Here is a 12,218-nt window from a genome sequence, read left to right as displayed (position 1 = left end):
GCTGGTGGTCCCGCGCCTGAGGCGCGGGCGTGAAACCGTTAGTCGCGGAACGACGAATGATGTCTTGCGATTGATAAGTCATAAGTCGTCTCCGTTACACCTTTTCCACGTTCACGAGGAAGGCCTTGTATTCCGGAGTTTGCGAATTCGCATCACCCACTGAAGGCGTCAGCGTGTTCGCCAGGAACCCTTTCCGGGTCGCCCCCTCAAAACCCCAGTGACAGGGAATGCCGATCGTATTGACCGTACGCCCATCGATGGTCAACGGTTGCAGACGTTTTGTCACCACCGCTTTGGCTTTGATAAAACCGCGTTTCGAGACGATTTTGACTATGTCGCCGCTCAAAATACCTTTCTCTTTCGCCAGCTTCTCGCCGATTTCAATAAACTGCTCCGGCTGCACGATGGCGTTCAGACGCGCATGTTTGGTCCAGTGACGGAATAGTTCGGTGATCGAATAGGTGGTCGCCACGTACGGGAACTCATCCGCATGGCCCATATTCGCCAGATCATCGTTAAAGATCCGCGCCACCGGGCTGGAGACCACCTTCGGGTGAAGAGGGTTAGTACCAATCGGAGACTCTATCGGCTCATAGTGCTCAGGGAAGGGGCCATCGTTCATTTTGTTCAAGGAGAACAAACGGCCCACCCCTTCAGGGTTCATGATAAACGGTCCGACGTTGCTGTCCGGTACCGCCAGGCTATAGTCGGCGACATCCATTCCCGCCCAGCGTTTACCATCCCAGTGCAGCAACACGCGCTGCGGATCCCAGGGTTTGCCCGCCGGATCAGCGGATGCGCGGTTGTAAAGGATGCGGCGGTTAGCCGGCCATGACCAGGCCCAGCCGGGTGTACAGCCTAGCCCGTAAGGATCGCTATTATCGCGATTCGCCATCTGGTTGCCCTGTTCAGTCCAGCAGCCGCAATAGACCCAGCAGTAGCTGCTGGTGGAACCATCATCCTTCAATTGCGCAAAGCTGCTGAGCTGCTGGCCTTTTTTGACGATAACTTGGCCCTGGTCATCAACAATATCGCGCAGCGCTTTACCATTGGCCTCACGGGCCACCTCTTCCGGTTGCGGGTCAAGGGGATCGTGATAATCCCAGGACATATTCAGCACCGGTGTCGGGTTGGCGCCACCCTCCTGCCGATAAAGATCGCGCAGGCGCATAAACAGGCGCCCGAGAATTTTGCCATCGTGGAGCGCTTCGCCTGGTGGTTCGGCCGCCGCCCAGTGCCACTGTAGCCAGCGGCCCGAGTTGGCAATCGAGCCGTTCTCTTCGGCGAAGCAGGAAGATGGTAGACGGAAGACTTCAGTCTGGATATCTTCAGGACGGACGTCGTTCATCTCACCGTGGTTCTGCCAGAAATTCGACGACTCTGTCACCAGTGGGTCAATCACCACCAGGTACTTGAGCTTCGCCAACGCGCGGGAAGATTTGTTCTTATCAGGAAACGCCGCTAACGGGTTAAAGCCCTGAACAATATAGCCATTGATTTTTCCCTGCGTCATCAGTTCGGCCTGGGTCATCACATCGTATAGCCGGTCCCATTTCGGCAGCCAGTCATAACCCCAGTTGTTCTCCACGGTTGCCGAGTCGCCCCACAAACTCTTCATCATGCTGACGAAAAATTTCGGCGTATTTTGCCAGTAGTTAACTTCATCCGCACCTAAGGCCGCAGGGGTGATTTGCGTAATATAGGTTTGATAATCCGGCTGTTTTTCCGATGGTAATGGCATATATCCCGGCAGGTTGGTGGAGAGTAACCCCAGATCGGTATAGCCCTGAATATTGGAATGACCGCGCAGCGCATTAATCCCACCGCCGGCCATACCGATATTGCCCAGCAGTAGCTGCAGCATCGCAGCGGCGCGGATGGTTTGCGCTCCCGCCGTATGGTGGGTCCAGCCGAGCGCATATAAGATCGTGGCGGTGCGATTCGCCACGCTGGTGCTGGCCAAAAGCTGGCAAATACGCAGGAAATCGTCGAGCGACGTTCCGCACAGGCGGTTGACCATTTCCGGGGTGTAGCGCTCGACATGTTGCCGTAGCAGGTTCCAGACGCACCGCGGGTGGCGATAGGTTTCATCGCGCCTGGCGAAACCGTTCTCATCCAGCTCGTAGTTCCAGCTGGTTTTATCGTACTGCCGTTGTTCAGGATCAAAACCGCTGAACAGCCCGGCATCGAAAGCATAGTCTTCGCGCACGATCATGCTGGCATTGGTGTAGTGGCGCACGTACTCATGCTGCACCCGATCGTGCGCGATCAGGTAGCGAATGACGCCAAGCAGGAAGGCGCTGTCGGAACCGGCGCGGATCGGCGCGTACAGATCGGCTACCGTCGCGCTGCGGTTAAAGCGCGGATCCACGACGATGACCGTCGCATTATTCTTAATTTTGGCTTCGATAACCCATTTAAAGCCAACCGGATGCGCTTCCGCCGCGTTGCCGCCCATAATTAGCACGACGTTGGCGTTTTTGATATCCACCCAGTTGTTGGTCATCGCCCCACGGCCAAAGGTCGGCGCCAGCGCCGAGACCGTCGGGCCATGGCAAAGACGCGCCTGGCAGTCAATCGACACCATCCCCAATGCGCGGGTAAATTTGCCGTCAAGGATCCCGGTCTCATTACTCGCCGCCGAAGAGCACAGCATACTGGTTGAGGTCCAGCGGTTAACCGTGACGCCCTGGGCGTTCTTTTCGATAAAATGGGCGTCGCGATCGTCTTTCATTAATCTGGCAATACGATTAATCGCCTCATCCCAGCTGATGCGCGTCCATTTATCTGCCCCCGGCGCCCGATATTCCGGATAACGCAAGCGGCTTTCACTATGGATATAGTCCAGCACTCCGGCGCCTTTCGGGCACAAAGAACCGCGGCTCACAGGATGATCGGGATCGCCTTCAATGTGGTAAATACTTTCACGTACATTCTTCGCGTTATCCCCGAGGCTATACATGATGATGCCGCAACCCACCGAGCAGTAGGTACAGTTATTACGGGTTTCTTTGGATTTTAATAGCTTGTATTGACGCGTCTCGGCGTTAGCAGAAAATGCAGGAAGAAAACCAAGCGATGCTAAGGTTGTCCCTGCCATCCCACCCACGCAGATGCGAAAGAACTGCCTGCGACTGAGCTCCATTGTATCTCCAGCTTAAACTTAAGACAGGAAAGGGTGCAGAGATTATAAGGTTATTTTGCAGGGCTGCGCCAGAAAACCGCGGTATTAATGCTGTGACCGCGAGCACAGCTAAGCTCATCCGGAGCATTTTGCGATGCTGGCGTTTTCAAAAACGAGTGGGAAGGCTGTTCCCCTCGATGACGAGGGGAAGAGGGAAATTAATCCAGGCTAAACGGATCGGCATCCTGCCAGGCGGGGAATTTTTCGCGATACTCGTTGAGCGCGGTGAGCGACAGTTCCGCATCGAGACGCGTGGCCTGGTGAGGTTCCGCCGTTGCCAGAATCTCCCCCTGAGGGCTGATAATGCGGCTATCTCCGCGATAGTGGTGCCCATTTCCATCGGTACCGACCCGATTGCAGCCGGCGACGTAAGCCTGGTTTTCAATGGCCCGGGCGACCAGCAGTGACTGCCAGTGTAGCGAGCGCGCCGCCGGCCAGTTGGCCACGTACAACGCTAAATCGTAGTCGCTATGGTTGCGTGACCATACCGGGAAGCGCAGGTCGTAGCAAACCAGTGGCAGGATCCGCCAGCCGCGCCACTCGAAAACGACCCGTTCATTGCCCGCCGTATAATGATGATGCTCTTCGGCCATCCGGAACAGGTGCCGCTTATCATAAAAATGGGTTTTACCGCCGGGCTCCACCAGCAGGAAGCGGTTAACCGGGCCGCGTTCGGTTTGTAGCGCAGCGCTCCCCGCAATCAAGGCATTGGTCTGCACCGCTTTCGCCAGCATCCAGTCAATGACCTCTTCCTGAGGCAACGACTGTTTAGCGGCTTCCATCGCGAAGCCGGTGGTAAACATTTCCGGCAAAACAATCATATCGCGCCCACTGACACCTTCCAGCTGGCGATCGAAATGGCGCAGGTTGGCGGGACCGTCCATCCACACCAGCGGTTGTTGCAATAGCGTAATTTTCAGGCCAGGCACGGTGGTGAACTCCATTATCATTAGGCTGTTATAGTTACTTTAACACCATATCAGTCTCTGGATAGTCAGCGGAATATTTTGTTAAAAAAATGCTAATGCTGGAAACGATTTGTGCGGGGAAGGAGCTGCCAGAGGCAAAAGGGGGGGAGCAAAGCCGCAAAGACGGGCTGGCGCGGATTTATTCTCGCGGCTTTTGAACGTCACAGGCCGTTCTACGGTGGTGCCCCATAAACCCTGGCTCGCGAGGGGAGTTTAAGGGGCACGGCATGCAGCATAACCGCGTGGCTTAAATCGCCATGCTGGCCAGCAGAATAAAGATCAGACCGCAAAGGGATAGCATTGTTGACATTAGCGTCCAGGACAGTAAAGTTTCCTTGATAGTCAGACCGAAGAAATCCTTTATCATCCAGAAGCTTGCATCATTGACATGAGAGCAAATGCACGAGCCCGCGCCTGTTGCAAGAGTAATCAAGGCCAGGTTTGTGTTTGGGTGTGCAGACAGCAAAGGGATCACCAGGCCCGCGGTGGAGATGGCGGCAACCGTTGCGGAGCCCAGACAAATCCTCAGAAAGGCCGCTACTCCCCACGCCATCAGAATGGGGTTGATATCCGTGCCTGCCACCAGCGTCGAAATATACTGGCCGACGCCAGAATCAATCAGCACCTGTTTGAATGCGCCGCCACCGCCAATAATTAATAACAGACCAGCAATGCCTGCAATCGCTTTCCCGCAAGAGTCCATCAGTTCCGGAATGGTTTTGCCTCGCTTGAGACCCATGGCCCAAATGGCGAACAACAGCGAAATCAGCATCGCGATCGTCGAATTTCCCAAAACAGGAACACAGAATAGAGCATACCGGGGTCGCCTGCGTCTTTTGGCCGGACCATTTGCATAATGGTGACCAGCGCCATCAGAATCACGGGCAGCATGGCAGTCAGAAAACTTATCCCAAACCCAGGCATTTCTCTTTCACTAAAGCTCTTTGTCGCGCCAAGGGAAGCAATGTTGCCTTCTTTGGCAAATGCCTCCGGGATCAGCCGTTGGCATACTTTATTTAACAGCGGACCACAGAGAATAAAGGTTGGAATGCCCACGATGATGCCATAAATCAGCACGATACCAACATCTGCACCATATTCTCTGGCGATGACGGTAGGGCCGGGATGCGGCGGCAGAAAACCGTGCGCCACTAACAATCCTGACAACATCGGTACGCACATATACATCGGTGATATTTTAGCCTCCCTGGCGATGGCGAATAAAATGGGTACCAGCAGGATTAAACCGACTTCGAAAAATAACGCGATACCGACAATAAATGCCGAAGTCACTACCGCCCAGTCCAGCCTTTTGGCACCAAAATAGTTCAACATGGTCAACGCAATACGCTGTGCACCACCGGCATCGGATAATAATCGTCCTGGCATTACGCCAAAACCGAATATCAAGCCGATATGACCCAGCGTGCCGCCCAGTCCGGATTCAACAGACACCACGACCTTATTCAGAGCCATCCCGCTGGCAATAGCTACGGCCAGCGAGACAATAATTAATGAAACAAAAGTATTGAGTTTTATTTTTATGGTTAAAAGCAGGAGTACAGCGATACCTGCCACAACAATTAATAGTGGCATAACGTCCTCTCATTAATAATGTAAAAAAGGCTTTAATTATTCTTTCAGGATTTAGTCATATGTTTATGTAGTGCCGCACTTATTTTATTAACGTCGTAGATGCAGCCACGCCAGGTTCCGCCGCTTACCGCCTGGAGCATCGCCCAGAGTTGGGTATCATCGGGTAAATCAGGATCGGGCATTAAATCAGGATGGCTGCTTCTGCTGTTTAATATAACGGTAGCCTCCTCTCGAGAGGGGAGTTCCTGAGCGTTAGCGAGACCCAGGAAATTGACTTCCCCCTGGAGTTGTTTGCAGTCGATTTTAATTTCAATGAGATCCCCGGTGCGTAATTTCCCGATGGCGCCGCCTGCCAGTGCTTCCGGCCCAACGTGGCCAATACAGGCGCCGGTGGAAACACCGGAGAATCGAGCGTCGGTAATAAGAGAAACATGCTTCCCATAGGATAAATGCTTCAACGCGCTGGTAACCTGATACGTTTCCTCCATTCCGGTGCCGGACGGCCCTACGCCGATAATAACCAGAATATCGCCGGCTTTAATTTTGTCGTGTTTGATGTCATAAATGGCGGTTTTCTCCGAGAGGTACACCTTCGCCACGCCCTTATGATAATAAATACCTTCTTCATTAATGACCGAGGGATCGATGGCCGTGGATTTTATGACCGAGCCCTCCGGAGCGATATTTCCGACCGGGAAGGTTATCGTGGAGGTTAACCCGCGTTTATACGCCTGCTGCGAAGACATGATGACCTCCTGAGGGTCAACCTGCTCTTGACTGAGCAGCAGATTTTTAAATATCTGCCGACGCCCGGAGCGCTCCCACCAGTCGAGATTTTCCCCTAGCGTATTGCCCGTTACGGTCATGACATCCTCATGCAGAAGACCCATCTGGCGCAAATGCAGCATCACTTCAGGTACGCCACCGGCCATAAAGGCTCGTACGGTTGGGTGATAAACCGGGCCATTGGGCAATACGCTGACCAGGCGCGGCACCTGTTTATTAATGCGTATCCAGTCCTCCACCGTTGGAATGTGGCAGCCCGCCTGATGGGCAATCGCTGGGATGTGCAGCAGGAGATTGGTGGAGCCGCCGAAGGCCGCATGGACCATCATGGCGTTTTCAATCGCGCGATCGGTGAGGATATCTTTAGTTGTGATGCCTTTCTGGTTCAGCAGCAGCGCGGCCCGCGCTGAGGCCCTGGCGATTTCCGTCCAGACCGGTTCGCCCGAAGGCGCCAGCGCAGAATGCGGGATCGCGAGGCCGAGACCTTCAGCGACGACCTGCGAGGTGCCTGCGGTTCCCAGAAACTGGCAGCCGCCACCCGACGAAGCGCAGGCCTGACAGCCCGCCCGACGAGCATCCTGCAGCGATAATTCGCCGTTGGCAAAACGCGCGCCGATAGTCTGCACTTTGCCGTTATCTTCGCCATGTAAAGCCGGCAGCGTGGCTCCACCGGGGATCAAGACCGTCGCTTTATCGTGTTGCGATGCCAGCGCCATCATGGTGGCGGGCAGCCCTTTATCGCAGGTTGCCACGCCAATCACCGCCTTGACTCCCGGCAGGGAACGGATCAGACGGCGCATCACCATTGAGGCATCATTGCGATAAGGTAATGAATCGAACATGCCGGTGGTACCCTGCGTGCGTCCGTCGCAGGGATCGGAGACATACACCGCGTAAGGCAGTGCGTGATGGTTTTTAATGACCTCCGCTGCTGCTTTCATCTGGATGTCCAGCTCGTAATGTCCCTGATGAAGTGCCAGCGCGACGGGTTTACCGTCCGGCCCGCGCAGCCCGCCTAGCGTGCTAAGTAGCAGGATGCCGTCCTGATTCAACTCATCCGGTGACCAGCCCATCCCGGCATTCATAGTCATACCAAAAATATCGCCGCTAGGGCGGTTGATAAGCATCTCTGCGGTCAGCGGCAGCTCGCCTTGCGGACCCGGCGCGTGGGTTCTGACGCGGTAGATTTCCGGGTTATCGCCAGCAAAAATATCGTCAATAGACATCGAATGCCTCCTCATGAATTTAAAATGCCCTGCGAGGCCAGCAGCTCGCGAACCCGCGCTTTCGCCTCATCCGACGCATCCAGAATCGGCGGCAGGCAATAGGTATTCACCGGCAGCCCCACACACTGCATGGCATATTTGATGAGGGAGACAAACGGTGTTTCCAGCGAGTAAATAGCCGGTAGTTGCAGCAATTTTTTATTGAGCGTCGCCGCTGTCGCCAGATCGCCCTCTTGCCAGGCGCTAAAAATGCCTACAGACAGTTCCGGCGCGAAGTTTGCGCTGGCGGTAATGGCTCCATCCCCGCCCAGCAACAGATTATTCAGTAAATGGTCGTCGAAGCCGCAGAAGACGTAGAACTCGGGGCGCACAGCTTTGACAGTGTTAATCATCGCCCGCAGGTGGCCGACGCTGTCGATAGTGTCTTTAATACCGACGATGTTTTCGTTTTGCAGCACCAGTCGTTTGACGATATCAGGGGTGAGATCCTGGCCGGTGAGATCCGGGAAGTTATAAACGATCGCCGGCAGGCGGACGCTGCTGGCGATGCGATGGTAATAGTCGTCAAGATTGCTGGCGGCAACTTTCCAATAATAGGGGTTAATAATAACGATGCCATCCGCGCCGCAGGTTTCGGCATGTTTTGCCAGTTTGACCGCTTCGTCGGTGGAGGGGGAGCCAACGCCAATTAATACCGGAACGCGACCACCAACCGCTGCGATTGCCGCCTCGGCGAAGTCCATTCTTTGCCCGGCATTCATCTGACTGAATTCACCGCCGGTTCCCAGATAAAACAAGCCGTCGACGCCTTTCTTAATAAGAAAATCAGCGACTTCTGCTAAGGCTGTTTTATCAATGTTACCGTTGTCATCGAACGTGGTGGAGACCGGTGGAATAATTCCCCTGAATTTTTTCATTAGATCAATTTCCTTTTCTTAAATATTCATTTTCGGTTCTATAACCCAGACCATGTGAGATCTGCGCGGCGCATTGTCTGAGCAGTTCGAGATAGCCATCGATCTTCTTTCCCGAATAAACTATCGGGTCTCCCGATAATGAGATTGCATAATTCACCCGGTGATACATATCGAAAACAGGCATGCTCAGGCATACTGCCCCATAGGTCGATTCTTCATTATCTATCGCCCATCCTCTCAGGCGCGTTTTCTGTAACTCTTCACGAAATAACTTTTTATCGGTGAAGGTATTGTTGGTGTGCTTTTTCAGCATTAAGGCATCGAGAAAATAATCCATCTCTTCTTGCGGCTTCCATGCCAGCAGAGCCTTACCAAGCGCGGTAATATGTATTTCTAATTTTTTACCGATCCAGCTTTTTTTGGTTGGTACGGAATCCGGGCTCTCGACTTTATCCAGATAAATGGCGGAATAATTCTCCATCGCCCCTAAATGGCATACCAGTCCGCTTTTCAACGAAAGCTCCTGCATCGGGCGCTTGGTTATCTCAAATATGTTTTTCCGGTGCAGAGACTGGCACCCAAGCTCGTAATTTTTTATGCCCAGCGAGTATTGATTACGCTCACTTTTTATTAAAAAGCCGCAATCGACCATGGCATTTAATAAATTCAGCAGGCTACTTTTCGGGTACTGAAATTCTTTTAGCAGCTCCATAAAACTGGCCGCTCCGACATATGCAATGTAGGTCAGAATTTTTTCTGCCCGGATTAATGAATTACATCCTTTACCGCCCATAACGGCTCCCGTTTCTTGTTGATATAAAGCCTATCTACTCTGGAAAGCGGAAAATACGCCTTGTTCAGCAGGTTGAACCGAGTTACAGAGGGGAAACGTGATCCACGTAGGTATTTTAATTATTGAGCGGGAATTTGTTGCGCGTGGCGCTGGCCGATTGGCAACCTGTTGCACTCATGCGGAAAATGATTTATGCCCAACCGGAGGACAAAGCGTGGGCAAAAAGAAAGGCGGGGAAATTCCCCGCCCTGGTCGTGATGTGGTGACTGTTATTGTTTTATGCGGCTTCAACCTTGCGGACTTTCTCCGCTGGCTTTACCGGTTTAGTCGCCAGCTCATCGGCGGCGAAATCGTCAACGTTAATGCTGCGCAGACGGCTGGTTTCCGCACGGCTCAGAATATCGGCTTCATCCTGATTGATTAAACCTTTTGCCAGCGCGTTGCGGGCCAGTTCATCCAGACGGGTAAACGGCAGGTTTTTACCCAGTTCTTTGCAGATACGCTGATGAATCGGATCGGCGGCCATGACATCGAGCAGCGCCTCTTCCAGCAGACCGACCGGGTTATGTTCACTCGGGGTCAGATACTGACCGCGGCCGATACGTGAACGCGTCGCGCTTGGTACCTGCAGGATTTTTGCTACTTTATGATCCAGCTTATCGGACGGCGCGTCGTAGTGACGGCCGGTCGGGAAGATAGCAAGGCGCAAGGCGCTCGCGACCAAACGGTTCGGGAAGTTCTTCAGCAGATCGTCAATCGCCTGTTCTGCCTGATACAGCGCATCCTGAACGCCCCAATGGACCAGCGGGAGGTCTGTTTCATTGCGCCCTTCATCGTCATAGCGTTTCAGCACCGCAGAGGCGAGATAGAGCTGGCTCAGAACATCGCCGAGACGCGCGGAGATGCGCTCGCGACGCTTCAGACTGCCGCCCAGCACCGCCATGGAGACATCGGACAGCAGCGCCAGGTTCGCGCTCAGTCGGTTCATGTGCTGGTAGTAGCGACGAGTGCCATCGCGGGTCGGCGTGCTGCTGGTCAGCCCGCGGGTCAGGCCCAGCCAGAAGCTGCGGACTTTGTTACTGCCGACGTGACCGATGTGCTTAAACAGCAGTTTGTCGAAAGCGTTAACATCGTTATTTTGCGCGGCTGCCATTTCATCCAGTACGTATGGATGGCAACGAATCGCCCCTTGACCGAAGATCATCATGCTACGGGTCAGGATATTAGCCCCTTCCACGGTGATGGCAATGGGCGCACCCTGGTAGGCACGGGCCAGGAAGTTACCTTCGCCGAGCATGATGCCTTTCCCGCCAGTAATATCCATGGCATCAATAATTGAGCGCTGGCCGCGATGGGTACAGTGGTACTTGACGATGGCCGACAGCACAGCCGGTTTCTCTCCCAGCATAATACCGTAGGTAATCAGCGAGGCGGCGGCATCCATCACATATGCGTTACCAGCAATACGCGCCAGAGGCTCTTCGATGCCTTCCATTTTCCCGATGGAGATTTTGAACTGACGACGAATATGAGCATAGGCGCCGGTCGCCATCGCCACGGATTTCAGCCCGCCGGTAGCGTTAGACGGCAGGGTGATGCCGCGTCCCACGGACAGACATTCCACCAGCATCCGCCAGCCCTGGCCAGCCATCGACGGTCCGCCGATGATGTAATCGATTGGCACGAAAATGTCTTTCCCCTGGGTTGGACCATTCTGGAATGGCACGTTCAGCGGGAAGTGGCGACGGCCAATTTCGACGCCCGGCGTGCTGGTCGGGATCAGCGCACAGGTGATCCCCAGATCTTCTTCGCCGCCCAGCAGATGGTCGGGATCGGAGAGTTTAAAGGCCAGACCCAATACGGTCGCGATAGGTGCAAGAGTGATATAACGTTTGTTCCAGGTCAGGCGCATACCCAGTACCTGCTCGCCATGCCATTCGCCCATGCAGACAACGCCGCTGTCCGGGATGGCGCCGGCGTCGGAGCCTGCTTCCGGGCTGGTCAGTGCAAAGCATGGGATTTCCTGACCCCGCGCCAGGCGCGGCAGATAGTGGTTTTTCTGTTCTTCAGTGCCGTAATGCTGCAGCAGTTCACCCGGGCCTAAGGAGTTCGGTACGCCGACGGTAATTGCCAGGATCCCGGAAACGCCGGAAAGCTTTTGCAGCACTCGTGACTGAGCGTAAGCGGAGAATTCCAGGCCACCGTACTCTTTCTTAATGATCATCGCAAAGAAACGATGCTCTTTCAGGTAGGCCCACAGCGCTGGCGGCAGATCGGCCATTTCATGGGTGATTTCAAAATCGTTCGCCATACGACAGGCTTCTTCCACCGGGCCGTCGATGAACGCCTGTTCTTCGGCGGTCAGGCGCGGTTGCGGATAGCTGTGCAGTTTCTGCCAGTCTGGCGTTCCGCGAAACAGGTCGCCTTCCCACCAGGTCGTGCCCGCGTCGATGGCTTCTTTTTCGGTACGTGACATCGGCGGCATCACCTTACGAAATGCACGGAAAGCCGGTGCCGAGAAAAGTGACTTGCGCATCGGCGCAAAGTTGAACGGCAGCAGAATAATCGCCAGTGGCAGCAGCAGCCAGATATTCCACAGCCCGGCAACGCTGAGCGCCGCGGTCCAGACGAGCAAAATCACGCTGCTCAGCAGGAGATTAATTCGGTGATAGAAGAGCGCACCGAGTAAAACAACGGTTGCAACAATACTCAAAATCATCATAGAGAAATGCTCCCTGTCTTGTAGGA

The 12,218-nt window shown here is 54.2% G+C and carries 7 protein-coding genes and 1 pseudogene; all 8 read right to left on the bottom strand.

The genetic code is table 11. The features are described from left to right. The coding region (locus tag ACZAHD_RS18110; RefSeq protein WP_462458009.1) for a hypothetical protein at nucleotides 1–82 on the bottom strand (82 nt) is incomplete at its 3' end. Between the two features lie 12 nt (nucleotides 83–94). Continuing rightward, on the bottom strand, nucleotides 95–3,145 hold the full coding sequence (gene fdnG, locus ACZAHD_RS18105; protein WP_462458007.1) for a formate dehydrogenase-N subunit alpha: 3,051 nt from the start codon (nucleotides 3,143–3,145) through the stop codon (nucleotides 95–97). Nucleotides 3,146–3,342: 197 nt separating this feature from the next. Further along, nucleotides 3,343–4,113, bottom strand: a complete 771-nt coding sequence (locus tag ACZAHD_RS18100) for an amidohydrolase (protein ID WP_462458008.1) — start codon at nucleotides 4,111–4,113, stop codon at nucleotides 3,343–3,345. A 286-nt stretch (nucleotides 4,114–4,399) separates the two neighbouring features. Continuing rightward, a pseudogene (locus tag ACZAHD_RS18095) lies at nucleotides 4,400–5,748 on the bottom strand (gluconate:H+ symporter). A 44-nt stretch (nucleotides 5,749–5,792) separates the two neighbouring features. Beyond that, the gene (locus ACZAHD_RS18090; protein ID WP_462458006.1) at nucleotides 5,793–7,760 is read right to left on the bottom strand and encodes a YjhG/YagF family D-xylonate dehydratase; all 1,968 of its coding nucleotides are present in this window, start codon (nucleotides 7,758–7,760) and stop codon (nucleotides 5,793–5,795) included. Between the two features lie 11 nt (nucleotides 7,761–7,771). Next, a complete protein-coding gene (locus ACZAHD_RS18085) occupies nucleotides 7,772–8,677 on the bottom strand; it encodes a dihydrodipicolinate synthase family protein (protein ID WP_462458005.1) in 906 nt (301 codons plus the stop codon). Between the two features lie 4 nt (nucleotides 8,678–8,681). Next, the gene (locus tag ACZAHD_RS18080) at nucleotides 8,682–9,470 is read right to left on the bottom strand and encodes an IclR family transcriptional regulator (RefSeq protein WP_462458004.1); all 789 of its coding nucleotides are present in this window, start codon (nucleotides 9,468–9,470) and stop codon (nucleotides 8,682–8,684) included. Between the two features lie 277 nt (nucleotides 9,471–9,747). Next, the gene (gene fadE / locus ACZAHD_RS18075; RefSeq protein ID WP_462458003.1) at nucleotides 9,748–12,192 is read right to left on the bottom strand and encodes an acyl-CoA dehydrogenase FadE; all 2,445 of its coding nucleotides are present in this window, start codon (nucleotides 12,190–12,192) and stop codon (nucleotides 9,748–9,750) included. Nucleotides 12,193–12,218 lie beyond the last annotated feature (26 nt).

The organism is Raoultella sp. (genome assembly GCF_039594335.1).
Lineage (GTDB): Bacteria > Pseudomonadota > Gammaproteobacteria > Enterobacterales > Enterobacteriaceae > Klebsiella.
Note: the sequence above shows the minus strand (reverse complement) of the source record. Positions and strands in the feature narration are given on the sequence as shown.